Here is a 15,980-nt window from a genome sequence, read left to right as displayed (position 1 = left end):
CCCGTGCCCACTGCCCTCGACACCCTCAACGCCCTCACCGAAACCGTCCGCGCCGACCTGGCCGCCCAGGCCCGGCACACCCTGCCCGCGCGCCTTTCCACCCCCCGCGCCCAGATGGCCTACCTCCACCGCCGCCTGGGCCACAGCACCCGCGCGGCCGCCGCCCTGCTCGGCGTGCACCCCGAGACCGTGCGCCGCTACCTCAAAGGCCTGCGCAAGCACCCGCCCGCCGCCTTCGCCGCCCGCCTGGAGCAGCAGGTCCGCGCCCGCTACCGGCCCCGCACCACGCGCCGGCAGGCCGACGAGGCGATGACCGCCACCGGGCTGCGCGTCCACGTCACCGCCACCTTCGGCTTCGCTGGCCCCACCGGCAGCAGCGACGACCCCCGCGAACGCCAGCTCCACGCCGACCTCACCAGCGCCGGCACCCGCGCCCTGCTGGCGGCCCGGGACGCCGCCGACGAGGACGCCGCCCTGGCCGTCATCGCCCGCGCCATCGCCGAGGACTACTTCCAGTTCCGCGACAGCGCCATGGACGCCACCATCAACGACCTGGTCCACATCGGCTTCGAGCGGTAGCCGCCCGCCGCCGCCCCGCCCCCTTCGGGCCGCCGTTCCTTGTGGGAAGGATCCCCGCACCGTGACCCAGACCCAGCCCCAGCCCCAGGCCCGGGCCCCGCGCCGCAAGACCCTGCGCCCCCATCAGCGCACCGCCACCGCCGCCGGCGTCCACGCCCTGCGTAACGGCGGCCGCGCCACCGTCGTGCTGCCCTGCGGCACCGGTAAAACCCTCATCGCCGCCCGCATCCGCGAGGACCTGGCCGGCTCCCGCCGCGCCCGCCGCTGCCTGGTCCTGGTACCCACCCTGGACCTGCTCGCCCAGACCGCCGCAGCCTTCCAGGCCGACAGCGACCACCTGGGCGCGGTGGTGGCCGTGTGCAGCCCGCTGAAGGCCCTGGACGACCTCGGCGTGCCCCAGACCACCAGCGCCACCGGCCTCGCCGCCGCCCTGGAGGGCCGCACCCACTACACCGTCTTCGCCACCTACGCCTCCCTGGCGGCCGGCGACCAGATCCGCGGCGCGGTCACCACCGCCCACCAGCGCGGCCTGATCTCGGCCTGGGACCTGGTCATCTGCGACGAGGCTCACCGAACCTCCGGCAGCCTCAACAAGGCCTGGACGGCCGTCCACCACGACCACGCCGTCCCCGCTGACCGCCGCCTCTACCTCACCGCCACCCCCCGCATCTGGACCACCGACCCCCACTACGCCGAAACCCTCACCGACGCAGACGGCGACCTCTACCTCGCCGCCTCCATGGACGACGAGGACACTTTCGGGCAAACCGTGTACTCGATGCAGCTCAGCCAGGCCATCGCCGAAGGCCTCGCCCGCGACTACCGCATCGTGCTGGTCGCCGTGGACCACCCCACCCTGCGCACCCAACTGCGCCGCACCCGCAACGCCACCCGCCACGACACCGTCGCCCTCACCAGCCTGGCCACCGCCGTCCTCAAAACCTGCGCCACCCACGCCGTGCGCCGCATGCTCACCTTCCACAGAGCCGTCGCCGACGCCCAGGCCTTCACCGACACCCTCACCACCACCGCCGCAGCCCTCGACGGCGAAACCGCCGACACCCCCGCCGGCCCCGCCCCCCTGCGCCCGGCCAACCTGTGGGCCCGCACCATCCACCAGAACAGCCCCGACCGCCACGAGAGCCTGGAGACCTTCCGCTCCCCCCAGCCCCACCACAACGGCCACCCCGCCGACCTGGCCGTCCTGTCCAACGTCCGCCTGCTGGCCGAAGGCATGGACATCGACACCGTCGACGCCCTGTGCTTCGCCTCCCCCAAAGCAAGCGTCACCGACATCGTCCAAGCCCTCGGCCGCGCCCTGCGCCTGCACCCCCACCACGACGACAAGGCCACCTTGCTCGTCCCCCTCTACCTCGCCCCCGGCGAAGACCCCGCCGACCTGCTCAACACCAGCGCCTACCAGCCCCTGTACGACATCCTCCTGGCCCTGCGCGCCCACGACCTGCGCATCAGCGACCGCCTCCCCGCCACCGACCTCACCGCCCCCGCAAACGCCACCACAAGCCCCCCCGACACCAGCGCCCAGGCCGCCGAACCGACCGTCGAACTCGACCCGACCGCCCCCACCCCACCCCCCCTCACCCCCACCCCCGACACCAGCCCGCCCGAGATCGTCGGACCCGACGGAACCACCCTCACCCCCCGCCAGGTCGCCGCCGTCCTCAGCCTCCACACCCTCCACCCCCAAGGCGCCACCACCACCTGGATGACCAGCGCCCTCCAAGCCCTGACCTACCACGACGAACACGGCCACCTCGCCGTCACCCGCGCCCAGGCCGCCACCCTGCCCACCGACCCCCACCGCGTCGACCTCTACACCTGGCTCGCCAACCAGCGCACCGCCCGCCGCCGCGGCGAACTCCACCCCTGGCAGATCAGCCTCCTGGACAACCTCGGCATGCAGTGGGACCCCCGCCTCCACGACCGCGACACCTTCCTCACCCACGCCGAGGAATGCGCCCGCCAACACGGCGGCCTCGCCGTCACCTCCGGCCACCAAGCACAGGACGGCTACAAACTCGGCCGCGCCCTGGCCAATTGGCGCACCCGCGCCGCCACCGGCAAAGCCCACCCCGACACCCTCGCCGAACTGGCCCGCATCGACCCCTACTGGAACCCACCCTGGGACTTCGCCTGGCAGCGCTACTACCAGCAAGCCCGCCACCGCCACACCCAAGGCCAGCCCCTGGCCCAGCCCGGCGACGGCCGCGCCTACCGCACCTGGCTGAAGAACCCCGGCCAGGGCCTCGACATCCAGCGCCGCGAGATGCTGGCCGCCATCGGCCTGCACCCCCAGCCCACAGTCGACGCCGACCGCTGACGAGCACGCTGCCCTGGCATGATCCTCGGCCCGAGCCCTTTACTCGGGCAGCTCGCGGTCGCTGGCGGCGTCCAGGACGCGGCGGATCCTCTTCGGGTCGGCCTGGTGCCGACGGGCGATGGCCTTGACGGTGGCGCCCTTGCCGAACGCCTTCACCACGTCGGCGGCCTGGTCCTCGCTCAGCGCGGCGGGGCGGCCGAGCGTCTTGCCGGAGGCTTCGGCGGCGGCGCCTTCGCGGGTGTTCTCCTAGATCATGTCGCGCTGGAACTCCAGCACGGTGGCGAGCACGTTCACCATCATCTTGGTGCCAGGGTCGTCGGAGGCGAGGTCGATGCCGGACAGCAGCCCGGACTCGACCCGCAGGTGCAGGCCGCGGCGGATCAGCACCGGCCGCAGGGCGAGGCTGTCCGCCACGGAGCGGAAGAGCCGGGCGGCGTCGGCGATGTGGATGGTGTTGCCGACGGCGGCCTCGTTCAGCGGCCGGGTGAAGCCAGCGCGGTCGAGCGAGAGCTGCCGGGTGGAGGTGGCGGGGTCCTCGTAGACGGGGGCGCCAGCGGCCAGCAGCGGGGCCAGGGCGTGGCGCTGGCGGGCGTCGGTCGCTTGTCGATGGAGTGCCCCAGGTAGAGCCGGTCGGCCATGTGCTCTTTGCCTTCCCCGGGTGGGCCGGGCAAGCCCGGCGGTGTCCACCGACCACCCTAGAGGGGGCGGAATGGGGAGGCGGAACAACGGACCGGATTCGATTGGATCGGCGGCCGGTTCCCGCAGGTCGGCGGGCCGAGCCGATTGGATCTGCGACCGGGGGCGGAATCGACCGATGCCGCCCCCAATGTTGAAAGGGCCCCTTCGTCGGAGCGGCCTGGTGGGGCTGCCTCCTCCGGGCAGGCAGCCCCACCAGGACATTCAGCGCAACCGGCGGCGCCCCTGCCGGGAACCACACCGCCTGGCGCGCCAGGCGCTCCATGCCCAGCCCGCCAAGGCGACGGCGGCAACACCCCCAGCCACGGCCAATACCCAAGACCAGCCGACCAGAAAGCCCGCTGCGAGCACACAATCGAGCACGAGCAGAGCCACCAGCCAGCCGGAACCGGAACCGGAACCGGAACCGAAACCGAAACCGGAACCGTGGCACGGGACGCCCATGTCCCGGCCCGCCGGATAGGTGCTGTCACCGCAGCTAACGGTGGCGACGAAGTAGCCCCGCGCATTGAGAGCGTGGACACGAGCGGTGGCCGGGCAGCAGCCGAGCTGTTCGGCGATCTCGTTGAAGCCCCACTCCTCGATGTAGCGCAGATAGGCAACTTCCTGACGGCGCTGTTGTGGCATCAGCTGGATGAGTTCGACGATCTCCCGGGCAGCGACGAGATCCTCGGTGCTGGCAGACGGAGCGATGGTGCTCCAGCCGACGGTCCCCTGCTCGGTGTGGTCCGCCGGATCCCCATCGGCCCGCAGGGCGGCTGTGGAGATACAGCGGGCGAGGCGGCGCCGGGCGACGGTGTAGAGCCAGGCACGGGGAACCCTGATGCTGTCCCAGACACACAGGGCCTGCTCGAAGGTGTCCTGAACGAGCGCCTCGACGTCAACGTCCTGCTCGGACAGCCCCCAAGCCCTGGCCCGCTGACGGGCCGCCAGAACCAGCGGACGGTAGTACAGCTCGTAGGCCGCTTCGAACGGCATCGTGGCCGTGGCGCCGCACTCGGCGCAGCAATTCTCCTTGGTCACTGCGCGCCGCCGGCGGGCTTGTTGTCCTGGCCTCGCGCGGCGGCCTGAGCCCGGGCCAGCTCGGCGCGGGCGCGCAGCAGCAGGCTCTGGGCGAGAGCGTCGGCGACCTTCAGCACCGCAAGCACGGTGCCGAGCAGCATCAGGGTCACGGGGTCCATCATGGCGGCGTACCTTCCAGCGCGTCCCGCCCTCGGCGGATCCCGGGAGGGGCACCTTGGCGGCTACCAGTTGGTGGCGAGTGCGCGCCCCGGCGTTTACCGTCCAGTCCAATATTTTTTCGAGAGCCGGACCCCTCCGGCTGTGGGCCGCGCGGTGCGCGGAATCGGGCTGGTCAGTCCTCGGGATCTTCGTCGTGGTCAGCCTCCGCCGGGTCGCGCAGGGGCCGATTCGCCCCGTCGGCCGGGCCGGAGCTACGGAAGCTGTAGCGGCCCAGGACGTTCAGGTTGGCGTGCTTGAGCGGGGAGAGCCGGGCGATGTCCTCGTCCAGGACGTCGTGCTCGCGCTGGTCGGCGGGCAGGGCTCGGAGCTGTTCGACGGCGGCGTCCAGGTAGAGGGTGCTCCACAGCACCGCGGCGTTCAGCACCAGGCCGAGCGCGCCAAGCTGGTTCTCCTAGCCGGCGAGGTACGCCTGCATGATCTGCCCGCGCTTGCCGTGGCAGATGTCGCGGGCGAGGCTTGTGCCGCGACTCTTGGACGGTGAGCTGGCGGTTCATCTGGCGCTGGTAGGTGTCGTCCACCGGGTCGACCACAGCACTGGAGGTAGTGGCGCTCCTGGATACGAGCGACTCCGACGAGGACATCAGCACGCACCCGGCCTGAAAGCTGTCGGGGAACCCCAAAGAGAGCATGACAGGCTTCCCCGATACACACGCAGGAGCTATCCGGTTCAGGTCAGGGGGCTCCGGGTAGCCGTCCAAGCCGAGCGGCACCGGGGCCAGCGGCCGGTCATTGCCTCCCCGGCGGCAGATGCGGTAGTGCTCGCCGTCGGCCGGGCGGAGCACCACGTGGTACCCGGCATCGAGCGCGGCCAGGGCAGCGTGGCCGTCCTCGGCGGTGACGCGGGTGTGGAAGACGATCACGGGGCCGATGTCCAGGCCGCGCCCGGCCACCGCCACTAGGTACTCGCCGGTGACCACGCGGATCGACCGCGGCTCGCCGCCGAGCAGGGACCGCAGATCAGGGCCGTCTTCTCCGCTGAGGGTGATGGTCAGGGTGCGGGCGAAGGGCAGGGCCACGCAGTGCCCCTCGATGACCAGCCGCGCGGCGCGCACAGTGACCCGCTCAGCTGCCGATATCTCCTCGGGCAGGGGGAAGTACTGCTCGCAGTGCCGCTGGAGCACCTCCATGTCCTGCGCGTACAGCCGCAGCTGCTCCACCTGCTCCACCTGCGCCACCGCGGCGGCGTCCTGGCCGGGGGACAGGTACCCGGACACCGCGGTCCTCCCCTCGGCCCGGACGGCGAATGCGCCTCCGGCCAGCACCCGCCGGTACAGCCCCAGCAGCTTCAGGGCCCCGGCCGGATCGGCTCCGGCCAGACCACCGGAGAAGACCATCTGCATCGCCGCCCCCTCGTAGGGCAACAGCAGCCGCAACCGGCCCCCGCACAGGTCCACCTCCACCGAGCGGCCGATGCTGCCCGCCCCCAACTCGCCCAGCCGCCCGGCGTAGGAGGCCGTCACCTCCCGCTCCTCGTTCAAGAAGACCACCTCGGCCGCCGCCCCCGCCCCCGGCGCCGGCCCGGCCGGCTGCCAGGCCACCGTGACGTTGGTGAGCCGATCGGCCAGCCAGTCGGGCCCGCTGATCGTCAGCGACTCCACCGCCTCCGGCGGCAGCACGACCTCCTCAGCGACGCCGAACCCCAGCGAGCGGGTCACCGCAGAGGACAGCGCCGCATCCAACCCGCCTTCGCGGCCCGCCAGGTGGATGCTGACCGGGCTCGCCTCCTGGGCGCGCGGATGCTTGGCCCGCAGCGTACGCACCACCGCATTTCCCCGCCGGGAGAAGTCCATCGTCCAGTGCGGATCGAGGGTGTCGACCTGGGACCCCAGCGCCGCGATCCGCTCACCCACATCCCGTGCCCCACCCAGCAGCACTGCCTTCTCCTGGTTGAAAATTTTGGCCGCCTCCAGCACCTGGTCGTCACGGGTAAAGTACGCCACCAGGTCCGGGCGGAGGGCCAGCTCGCCGTCCAGCCGGGGCCGGTCCATGACCGTGACCCTCACCGCCCGCCTGGCCGCCAGCTTCTGGACGAAGGCCCGCTCCCCAGGGCTCACCTTGCTCGGCACCACCAGCACCCACTCGTGCGGGGTGTGCTTCATCGCCCGCTCGAACGACTTGCGGATCGACTTCTGCCGCCCCTTGAAGGAGGCGGTGGGGAAGCCGTCGCAGTAGTACTTCAGCTGGAAGATCAGCACCCGACCGTCACGAGTGGTGACCTTGATGTCGATGCCGCCGTCCCCGCCGCGCCCGTCGACGACCTCCACCGTGGCGGTGGCACCGTACAGCCGGTCCACCAGCGCCTCCACCACCCGGTCGAACCGCTCCTGCCCGAGCCGCTCCCACTCCACCGCCACCCCACTGCCCGGCCATCTTCGCACCTGGCACCGACAGCACCGGCCCGCGCCGCCCGCCGACTGTGGGTCGACCCGGCCTCGCCGGGGCCGGCACGACCGCCGCTTGCGCCCCGCCACCGCCCCAGCGCACCCCCAGGGCTCCTCAAAGCGATGCCGACAGGGGAAGGTGCCTTGGATGTGGGTGCGCATGGCCTGCAGCCGGGAGAGCAGCCCGGCCTGCTGCTCGTCCATCACGTACGGGACCGGCCGGGGCGAACGCGTCGGCTTGACGGTATTGGCCATGCCCAAGGCCCACATCAAGCACCGCTCCGGCCAGTTCCCCGAGACCCACGCACGCCTGGTCGCCGCGCTGTTCGACGGCGACTGGACGGCCGAGGGCGCTGTCCCGGCCGTCCTCACGTGGGCGGTTGCCGCACTTCGCCCACTGCAGGAGATCGGATAGGGATACGGGAAACCCCAGTGCGCAACCAGAACGGCTGAGATCATGGCAAGAGGAGCGAAGCAAGCTCAGGGCGCGGCAAGGGGACGGGGATGGACGACATCAGGACGGTGCACGCGGTCGTGATCGACCACAAGGCGGTCCTGCGCTCGCCCGGGCACGCCCATGACGGGATCGCCGACTTCCTCCGATGGCTCGACGAACGCGACATCTCCTTCGTGCTGCTCACAACCGACCCAGTTGACGCCGAGGCCGCCCTGGCGGCTGCCGGCCTGCCCGCGCCCGCTCTCCACCTGTCCCGCGACGACATCCCCGGCACGCCGAACCGCGGCAGCGGTGCCTGGCTGAAGGAGGTCGCCGACCGCCTCGAGCTGCGCGCCAATCAGACCGTCTTCGTCGGCACCTCGGAGTGGGACTGGCGCACCGGTATCAACGCCGGTGTCGTCTATATCCACGCCCGCTGGGCCAACCATGTCCGCAACAACAAGGGCATGATCACCCTGTCGGCCGGCGAGCCCGCGCACGTCGGAGAGCTCCTGGAGCACTTCTTCCTGGAAGAGCCACGGTGGGCCTTCGCCCGTGACGACGCCCGCGACTTCAAGATCCGCTCGCTGTTGCCCCCCAACGTGCGTTTTCCCGGGAACAACGGCACTTTCACGCTCCAAGACATCTTTACCCGGGGCGAGACTGTCCCGGTCGGCGACCAGGACGCCCGCGACATCCTCATGCTGTGCCTGCTGTCCTCCGCCTACCTCGACGGCACGCTGCCCCATCGCAGCCTCTTCTGCGTCTACCCCAGCAGCTCGCCGGGCCGGGTCAGCGCACAGCTCGCCGGGTTCCTCACCGGCGCCAAAGTGATGGTTGGTTCCTACTACAGGGAGGACCTCCTCGAGCGCGTCACCCAGGCCCCGGACACCAGCCTGGAGCGAGTGAAGAGGAACAGGGGTCAGATGAGCACGGCGGACATCTCCATCGCCGCTCAGGCCCGCACTGTCCGGGTCAACCCCAGGTACCGGGGGAGACTGACGGGAAAAACCGTGATCGTCTTCGACGACTTCACCACCGAGGGCACGTCCATCGAATGGGCGCGCATCCTCCTGAGCAAAGCCGGAGCAGCGCAGGTCATCGCCCTGACAGTAGGCAAGTACGGCTCCCGCCATACCAACTACGGGCTGCGCCTCGGCACCTGGAGGGACAGTACCTCCCGTCACCCGAGCATCACGATCGACCCGTACACGGTCAGCAACCTCACGGCCACCGACTTCGTGTCCGCGGTCTTCCCAGGAACCTACGGCCCGGGCCCGGAGCATTCCCTGACGGCCACCATGGCCCACTTCGCAACCGCCGCACAGAACACCGGCTGAGCTTGCCCCTCGTCCGGTATTCCGGCTCGGGCCGACCCTTCCTGCCCGTACGGGGTCCGCGTACGCCATGATGGAAGTGGCCCAAGCGCACCGCTTCATCCTTCGAACATCCCGGGGCCACGAGTAGAAGGACACACCCGATGGACCTCGACGTCACCGCTGACCAGCACGATCTGCTGACCCTGTGCGCGCTGCGCGCCGGCGACGCCACCCTCGACTGGAGCCTGCTCGCCCGCAGCGCCCAGCGCCCCGAGGGCCTGGCCGCCCTCCTGGACGGACAGCTGCGCGAGGATTCCCGTGCCGCGACCAAGAACCGCCCCCTGCTGCAGCAGGCTCTCGCCGCGGGTCTGGACGACGCCCGCGCCCGCGTCGACAAAGAGCTGGCCGAGGCCGGCAAGGCCGGCGCGCGCCTGGTCACCGTCCTCGACGAGGACTACCCGGCGAACCTGCGTGTGATCGGCAACCTGCCGCCTTTTCTCTTCTACCGTGGCCAACTCGATCAGCGCGACGCCCGTTCCATCGCCGTCGTCGGTACCCGTCAGGCATCCGAGGACGGCCTGAAGCGGGCCGCCCGGATGGCCCGCGAGCTCGTCGAACACGATGTCGTGATCGCCAGCGGTCTCGCCAGGGGCATCGACGCCGCCGCCCACCAGGCCACCCTCACCGCCGGTGGCCGGACCTTCGCCGTCATGGGCACCGGCATCGCCGCTCCCGTCTACCCGGCGGAGAACCGTCCGCTCGCGAAGGCGATCCTTGCCTCCGGCGGCGCGCTGCTGAGCCAGTTCTGGCCCACCAGCGGCCCCGCCAGGTACACCTTCCCGCGCCGCAACGTCGTCACCTCCGGCACGACCCTGGGCAGCGTCGTCATCGAAGCCTCGAGTACCTCCGGCGCCAAGATGCAGGCCCGCCTGGCCGCCGAACACGGCAAGCTCGTCTTCCTGATCAAATCCCTCACCGACACCCAGCCCTGGGCCAAGAAGATGTTGGACGAGCACCGGGCGATCCAGGTCACCGCCTCCAGCGACATCACCGACCGCCTCGGCCGCGCCGCCGACATCGAGCGTGCCGCCCGGCAGCGTCAGCAGCTCGCCCTGGCCGGCCTGTGACGACCGGTCTCCCCGACCCTGCAGGCTTCCCCGACTGCCCCGTTTGCGCCTACGCCGTCACCGGCACCGCCCGCCTGTGCTCCGACTGCGCCGGAGGCACCCTCCAGCCCGTCTCCGACAGTCGCTGTCCGGTCTGCTCCCAGGCCGTCGCGCCCGGCCGCACCTGTACGAACCGCCTGTGCAGCATGCCCGTGGCGCAGCGGGGGTTCTCCCGCGTCGACGCCGTGGCCATGTACTCCGGAGCCCTCCGAGACAAGATCCACAAGCTCAAGTACGACGGCGCGTACGGCTGGGCGATGATCTTCGGCCGGCTCCTCGTCGGCTGGATGGACAGCCACCCCGAACAGATGCGCGGAGTGGACCACGTCGTCGGCAACCCCACCCACCGGGGGCGGCAGCCGATCCAGCACATCGAGGCAATTATGGACGCCGCCTACACCGAGGACGTCACCCGCGCCTTCCCACTCAGCCCTCCGGGCGCGCACCGCCTGGTCAAGGAGACCGAGACACCCCGCTCCGCCAACCGGAGCCTGGAGGACAAACGCGCCGTCGCGGCCGCACACGCCGCCGTCCTGAGATGGACAGGGGACACCGGTGACATCACGGGTGCCACCATCTTGCTGGTCGACGACGTCTTCACCAGCGGATCGCAGCTTCAGCACGTCGCACTCCGGCTCCGGGCAGCCGGTGCCGCCGATATCCGCGGACTTGTCCTCGCCCGCGTTCCCTGGAGCGGATGACCCCGGCCGAGCAGTTCGCCGCGTTATCTTCTTCGCGGTCCTGCAAGAGGGCCGCTGGCCTCCGGGCCCGGCATGACTGTTGCCCCCTGTCGAACCGATGACCTGGGGGGTGGCGTCACCGGGCCCGAGGGGTGCCGTCACAGACGCTGGTCAGAGGTCCGACCACCGCCCGGCCGGGCGCAATGCCCGGCCGTTCGCGGGCGGCAGGTCTGCATAACGTGGATGCGCGCGAACGGCCCCGATCTCAAGGCCGGCACGCATCGACGCAGGGGGGCACGGTGATCAGCATCGACGGGGTGGGCGTCTTCCTGGGCCTGGACGTCGGCAAGCACACGCATCACGGCCACGGACTGACCCCGGCCGGGAAGAAGGTCTTCGACAAGCTCAAGGCCAAGTTCGGCATGGTTCTCCTGGTGGTCGTGGACCAGCCCGCCTCCATCGGCGCTCTCCCGCTCACCGTCGCCCGCGACGTCGGCTGCCAGGTCGCCTACCTGCCCGGGCTCGCGATGCGCAGGATCGCCGACCTCTACCCTGGCGAGGCCAAGACCGACGCGAAGGACGCGGCCGTGATCGCGGACGCCGCCCGCACCATGCCCCACGCCCTGCGCACCCTCGATCTGGCCGACGAGGTCATCGCGGAGCTCACCATGCTGGTCGGCTTCGGCCAGGACCTCGCCGCAGAGGCCAACCGCACCTCCAACCGCATCCGCGGCCTGCTCACCCAGTTCCACCCCAGCCTGGAACGCGTCCTGGGCCCGCGCCTGGACCACCCGGCAGTGACCTGGTTGCTGGAGCGCTACGGGTCCCCGGCCGCTCTGCGCAAGGCCGGCCACCGCAGGCTCGTCGAGGTCGTCCGCCCCAGAGCACCGCGCATGGCCGTCCGGCTGGTCGATGACATCTTCGCCGCGCTCGACGAGCAGAGCGTCGTGGTTCCCGGCACCAACACCTTGGACGTGATCGTCCCCTCACTGGCGAAGTCGCTGGCCGCCGTCCACGAACAACGCCGGGCACTGGAGGCCCGGATCGAGGCCCTGCTGGAGGCCCGCCCTCTTTCCCCGGTCCTGACCTCGATGCCCGGCATCGGCGTCAGGACCGCCGCAGTCCTCCTGGTCACCGTCGGCGACGGCAGCAGCTTCCCCACCGCCGCCCACCTGGCCTCCTACGCAGGCCTCGCCCCGACCACCCGCCAGTCGGGAACCTCGATCCACGGTGAACACGCCCCAGAGGCGGGAACCGGCAACTCAAACGGGCGATGTTCCTCTCCGCGTTCGCGGCCCTCCACGATCCCGCCTCCCGCGGCTACTACGACCGTTGCCGAGCCCGCGGTAAAACCCACACCCAGGCCCTCCTCCGCCTCGCCCGCCACCGCATCAGCGTCCTGTTCGCCATGCTCCGCGACGGAACCTTCTACGAACCAAGAAGCCCTCGACTCGCTTGACGAAGGACATAGAGGCACCCCCCTACACCATCGCCATCGACCCGGCCGACTTCGCCTACGACCCCCAGCGGCAGGTCAACGTGATGGCGGACGGCCGCCTGTGGGCCCACACCCCCCTGGCCGCCTCCAGCACCGGCACCAACAACGACTCCAACGGGCCGGCGGATGAGACCTCCGACCCCTACGCCTTCCCCGCCGACCGCATCCCCGCCCCCTGATGCCCGCACCGCGCGGACACGTCCTGGTGGTCGCCGAGGAACTGGATGCCAGCGCCGACCTGGTCGTCCAGGCCCTCACCGACCGGAAGGTGCCGGTACTGCGGTTCGACCTCGCCGACTTCCCCCAGCACATCACGCTCGCCGCCGAGCACGACGACGGCACACCCGGCTGGCGCGGCGAGCTGGACACCGGCGCCCGCGCGGCACGCCTGGAGGCGGTCCGGGCCGTCTACTACCGGCGGCCCGGACCGCCCCGCATCTCCCCGGACGTCGCCGAGGACTACCAGGCCTGGGCACAAGCCCAGGCCCTGGTCGGCATGACCCAGCTCCTGTCCTGCCTGCCGGTGACCTGGCTGCACCACCCGGACATCTACCGGGCCGCCGCCCACAAACCCGCCCAGCTCACCGCCGCCACCAACGCCGGGCTGACCGTGCCCCGCACCCTGATCACCAACCGCCTCGCCCACGCCCGCCGATGGGCCCAGAGGACCGGCAGCCCGCTGGTGTGCAAGCCCATCGCCATCGCCCCCCTTACCCGCCCCGGCCAGGACCCGCTGATGCTGCCCACCCGCCGCGTGGACCCCGCAGAGCTCGACGAGTCCCTGGAGACCACCGCGCACCTGCTCCAAGAATGGATCCCCAAGGCCTACGAAGTCCGCCTGACCGTCGTCGGCCAGGCGATGTTCCCCGTCGCCATCCACGCCCACAGCGACGCCGCCCACATCGACTGGCGCGCCGACTACGACGCCCTGACCTACGAACCCGTGCCCATCCCCGACCACGTCGCCCAGGCGGTGCGCCGCTTCATGGCCCACTACCGCCTGAACTACGGCGCCTTCGACTTCGCCGTCACCCCCGCCGGCCGCTGGGTGTTCTTCGAATGCAACCCCGCCGGGCAGTGGCAGTTCGTCGCCACCACCAAACTGCCCATCGCCGAGGCCCACGCCGACCTCCTGCAAGGAGCCACCACATGACCACCCCCGCCCCCACCGCCACCGACCCCGCACGCGGGATGCGCACCGCCCTGGCCCACCAGCTCACCGACCCCGCCGACCCCTGGCGCCCGGCCCTCGAACAGGTGCCCCGCCACCTGTTCGTGCCCTCCTTCCTCGAACAGGACAACAACCACCGCTGGAGGACCGTCACCGCCGACACCCCCGACTACTGGCAGACCCTCTACTCCGACCGGGCACTGACCACCCAGCTCACCGACGGCACCCCCACCTCCTCCTCCAGCCAGCCGAGCCTGATGCTGGACATGCTCCACGCCCTGGACATCACCGACGGGCACCGGGTCCTGGAGATCGGCACCGGCACCGGCTACAACGCCGCCCTCCTCGCCTGCCGGCTCGGCCACGACCGAGTGACCACCGTGGACGTCGACCCTGACCTGACCCGCACCGCGGCCGCACGCCTGGCCCAGGCCGGCTACCTCCCGGCCGTACACACCGGCGACGGCGCAGCCGGCGCCCCCCACCGGGCCCCCTACGACCGCATCATCGCCACCTGCGCCATGACCTCCATCCCCCCGGCCTGGATCGAGCAGGCCACCAACCAAGCGATCATCGTGACCCCCATCGGCTGGGGCATCGCCCGCCTGACCGTCCACCACGACCGCGCCGAGGGCCGCTTCCTCCCCGGCGAGGCATACTTCATGCCCCGCCGCACCCCCTCCACCCCACCCGACTTCGCCGCCCTGCACCACACCGCACCCCGCCCCACCCCCTCCACCGCACCCCTCGGCGCGCTCCAGACGCTCCGGTTCCCGCTGTCTCTGACCATCCCGGGCCACCAGTGGTGCACCTGGACCAACGACGACACCAAGGCGGTCAAGGCCCTGGGCCTGTGGACCCCCGACGGATCGACCGCCCACATCCACGCCGACGGCACCGTCCGCCAGACTGGCCCCCGCCGCCTGTGGAACCTGGTAGAGGAACTGCACGAGCAGTTCTCCGGCACGGCCCCGGCCCGCGAGGAATTCGGCATCACCGCCACCCCCCACCGCCAGTGGGCATGGCTGGACGACCCCCACGGGCCCGGCTGGGACCTGCCCTCCACCACCACGACCTGACCCCCGCAGCGCCCCCGCCCCCGACCGCACCGCTCACCCGCCAACCCTGCCGCAGCCCCGGAACCGCCGCGATGCCTCCGGACCAACACGCCACGGCAGCCGGCCGCACCCGCCACAATGCCCACCGTGAACTCCACAGTGATTGTGGCGATCGCCGGCATCGCCGGTACCGCCATTGCTGCCGGGCTGGGCATGGCCGACATGATCCGCGCCGCGAACATCAACGCCCGCGCCCAGCACCACGCCCAGCACCACGCCCAGCACCACGCCCAGCACCACGCCCAGCACCACGCCCAGCACCACGCCCAGCACCACGCCCAGCACCACGCCCAGCACCACGCCCAGCACCACGCCCAGCACCACGCCCAGCACCACGCCCAGCACCACGCCCAGCACCACGCCCAGCACCACGCCCAGGACCAGCAGTCCCGCCGCCAGGCCTACGCCGCGTGCGCCTCCGCCCTCATGGCCCGGTACGACGCCGTCGAGTCCCTAATGCGCACCCTCCGCGCCCGCGACGAGGCCCACCCGGACACCCGGGTCGAGCTCCGCTACTTCGCGGGCGACTACGCCTCGCACCTCCAAGAACTGACCGCCGGACACACCGCACTGATGGAGAAAATCGGCGCCGTCACCGTCGAGGGCCCCCGTCTCGTCGCCGCCAGCGCCGAGACCGCGGCCAGGGAACTCCATCACTGGATCAGACGCCTTCAGAACTGGACCGACCACGACGACCCGGCCGCCGTCGCGGAGGACCAGTACCGCTACGCCCTCGATGACCAGCAGCACACCGGGGAGGCCATCGAGCGCTTCACCGCACTGAGCCGCCGCGTCCTGCACCCCACAGACGACCGAATGCCCCGCCGCACCCCGCTCCAGGCGATCAGCGGCTGGCTGTGGGACTGGTCCGAACGCCGCCGCACCCGCCCTCTGTACGCGGACGACGAGAACTGACCAACCAGTCCAGCCACCACCGCATCCGCACACCGACAGGTGCCTCCACCATGCTGGCTCAGCGGACCGACACTCCGCTCCGAGGCGCCAACCCGCCTCGGAGGAACGACCCCTCCCACAAGATCCCCAACGCCTACCCCCTCACTCTCAGGAAAAAATCCAAAACGACACCCCACCACAGCCGCTGACACCCAGTCAGCAAGAACAACCCCCGACGCCCCGCCACCCTCCGAACCACACCCGTCCCCACCCCTCCAGCCTGCCGATCAGTGACGCGAACCCCCACCCAGAGAACCCCGCCCAACAACCCGAAACCTCACACCACATCAGGCGCGCCCCGGCGCGCAGCGCAGAACCCCCGGACGCAGTCCGGCCTTCTTTCAGCCGGGACGCAGTCCCGGCAACGGCGCGGCGCAGCCGCGCCGCATTGGCGAGGGA

13 protein-coding genes and 2 pseudogenes are annotated in these 15,980 nt (G+C 71.3%); 11 read left to right on the top strand and 4 right to left on the bottom strand.

Annotated features, from left to right (window positions below; all coding sequences use genetic code 11):
• Positions 1 to 3 precede the first annotated feature (3 nt).
• A complete protein-coding gene (gene tpg / locus CUT44_RS08760; protein WP_100201608.1) occupies positions 4 to 579 on the top strand; it encodes a telomere-protecting terminal protein Tpg in 576 nt (191 codons plus the stop codon).
• Positions 580 to 640: 61 nt separating this feature from the next.
• Positions 641 to 2,920, top strand: coding sequence for a DEAD/DEAH box helicase (locus tag CUT44_RS34470; protein WP_100201607.1), 2,280 nt, complete (start codon positions 641 to 643; stop codon positions 2,918 to 2,920).
• 246 nt (positions 2,921 to 3,166) lie between these two features.
• Here the strand turns inward: CUT44_RS34470 and CUT44_RS33460 are convergent, their stop codons facing one another.
• The 4 genes and pseudogenes from CUT44_RS33460 to CUT44_RS08740 form a co-directional block, all read right to left on the bottom strand.
• The gene (locus CUT44_RS33460) at positions 3,167 to 3,607 is read right to left on the bottom strand and encodes a recombinase family protein (RefSeq protein WP_199185656.1); all 441 of its coding nucleotides are present in this window, start codon (positions 3,605 to 3,607) and stop codon (positions 3,167 to 3,169) included.
• A gap of 213 nt (positions 3,608 to 3,820) precedes the next feature.
• Positions 3,821 to 4,639, bottom strand: a complete 819-nt coding sequence (locus CUT44_RS08745) for an RNA polymerase sigma factor (protein ID WP_233221321.1) — start codon at positions 4,637 to 4,639, stop codon at positions 3,821 to 3,823.
• On the bottom strand, positions 4,636 to 4,800 hold the full coding sequence (locus tag CUT44_RS33015; RefSeq protein WP_158239582.1) for a hypothetical protein: 165 nt from the start codon (positions 4,798 to 4,800) through the stop codon (positions 4,636 to 4,638). Before CUT44_RS33015 ends, CUT44_RS08745 begins: the two co-directional genes overlap by 4 nt.
• Positions 4,801 to 4,970: 170 nt before the next feature.
• Positions 4,971 to 5,391 (bottom strand): annotated as a pseudogene (locus tag CUT44_RS08740) (Tn3 family transposase); the annotation flags it as partial.
• A 2,101-nt stretch (positions 5,392 to 7,492) separates the two neighbouring features.
• Between CUT44_RS08740 and CUT44_RS33455 the strand changes: the two are divergent.
• The 9 genes and pseudogenes from CUT44_RS33455 (at position 7,493) to CUT44_RS33005 (ending at position 15,542) form a co-directional block, all read left to right on the top strand.
• A complete protein-coding gene (locus CUT44_RS33455; protein ID WP_233221320.1) occupies positions 7,493 to 7,654 on the top strand; it encodes a hypothetical protein in 162 nt (53 codons plus the stop codon).
• 89 nt (positions 7,655 to 7,743) lie between these two features.
• A complete protein-coding gene (locus CUT44_RS08730; protein ID WP_100201605.1) occupies positions 7,744 to 9,015 on the top strand; it encodes a hypothetical protein in 1,272 nt (423 codons plus the stop codon).
• A 140-nt stretch (positions 9,016 to 9,155) separates the two neighbouring features.
• On the top strand, positions 9,156 to 10,121 hold the full coding sequence (locus CUT44_RS08725; RefSeq protein WP_100201604.1) for a DNA-processing protein DprA: 966 nt from the start codon (positions 9,156 to 9,158) through the stop codon (positions 10,119 to 10,121).
• A 185-nt stretch (positions 10,122 to 10,306) separates the two neighbouring features.
• Complete coding sequence (locus tag CUT44_RS33890; RefSeq protein ID WP_233221319.1) at positions 10,307 to 10,861, top strand: phosphoribosyltransferase family protein; 555 nt, start codon at positions 10,307 to 10,309, stop codon at positions 10,859 to 10,861.
• 278 nt (positions 10,862 to 11,139) lie between these two features.
• Positions 11,140 to 12,299, top strand: a pseudogene (locus tag CUT44_RS08710) (IS110 family RNA-guided transposase).
• Positions 12,296 to 12,517, top strand: a complete 222-nt coding sequence (gene tgmA / locus CUT44_RS08705) for a putative ATP-grasp-modified RiPP (RefSeq protein WP_100201601.1) — start codon at positions 12,296 to 12,298, stop codon at positions 12,515 to 12,517. The pseudogene CUT44_RS08710 and the gene tgmA overlap by 4 nt, the downstream one beginning before the upstream one ends.
• A complete protein-coding gene (gene tgmB / locus CUT44_RS08700; RefSeq protein ID WP_100201600.1) occupies positions 12,517 to 13,491 on the top strand; it encodes an ATP-grasp ribosomal peptide maturase in 975 nt (324 codons plus the stop codon). Before tgmA ends, tgmB begins: the two co-directional genes overlap by 1 nt.
• The gene (locus CUT44_RS08695) at positions 13,488 to 14,588 is read left to right on the top strand and encodes a methyltransferase domain-containing protein (protein ID WP_158239581.1); all 1,101 of its coding nucleotides are present in this window, start codon (positions 13,488 to 13,490) and stop codon (positions 14,586 to 14,588) included. The genes tgmB and CUT44_RS08695 overlap by 4 nt, the downstream gene beginning before the upstream one ends.
• A 126-nt stretch (positions 14,589 to 14,714) precedes the next feature.
• The gene (locus tag CUT44_RS33005) at positions 14,715 to 15,542 is read left to right on the top strand and encodes a hypothetical protein (protein ID WP_158239580.1); all 828 of its coding nucleotides are present in this window, start codon (positions 14,715 to 14,717) and stop codon (positions 15,540 to 15,542) included.
• The last annotated feature ends 438 nt before the right edge of the window (positions 15,543 to 15,980 follow it).

This window comes from Streptomyces carminius (genome assembly GCF_002794255.1).
GTDB lineage: Bacteria > Actinomycetota > Actinomycetes > Streptomycetales > Streptomycetaceae > Streptomyces > Streptomyces carminius.
The sequence above is the reverse complement of the archived record's forward strand: the minus strand, read 5'-3'. Positions and strand labels throughout refer to the sequence as shown.

What these genes read in the sequence shown, in the direction of transcription:
- CUT44_RS33015 (WP_158239582.1), bottom strand. Translation starts at nt 4,800, where the DNA reads ATGATGGACCCCGTGACCCTGATGCTGCTCGGCACCGTGCTTGCGGTG.
- CUT44_RS33455 (WP_233221320.1), top strand. Translation starts at nt 7,493, where the DNA reads ATGCCCAAGGCCCACATCAAGCACCGCTCCGGCCAGTTCCCCGAGACC.
- CUT44_RS08730 (WP_100201605.1), top strand. Translation starts at nt 7,744, where the DNA reads ATGGACGACATCAGGACGGTGCACGCGGTCGTGATCGACCACAAGGCG.
- CUT44_RS08725 (WP_100201604.1), top strand. Translation starts at nt 9,156, where the DNA reads ATGGACCTCGACGTCACCGCTGACCAGCACGATCTGCTGACCCTGTGC.
- CUT44_RS33890 (WP_233221319.1), top strand. Translation starts at nt 10,307, where the DNA reads ATGCCCGTGGCGCAGCGGGGGTTCTCCCGCGTCGACGCCGTGGCCATG.
- tgmB (WP_100201600.1), top strand. Translation starts at nt 12,517, where the DNA reads ATGCCCGCACCGCGCGGACACGTCCTGGTGGTCGCCGAGGAACTGGAT.
- CUT44_RS08695 (WP_158239581.1), top strand. Translation starts at nt 13,488, where the DNA reads ATGACCACCCCCGCCCCCACCGCCACCGACCCCGCACGCGGGATGCGC.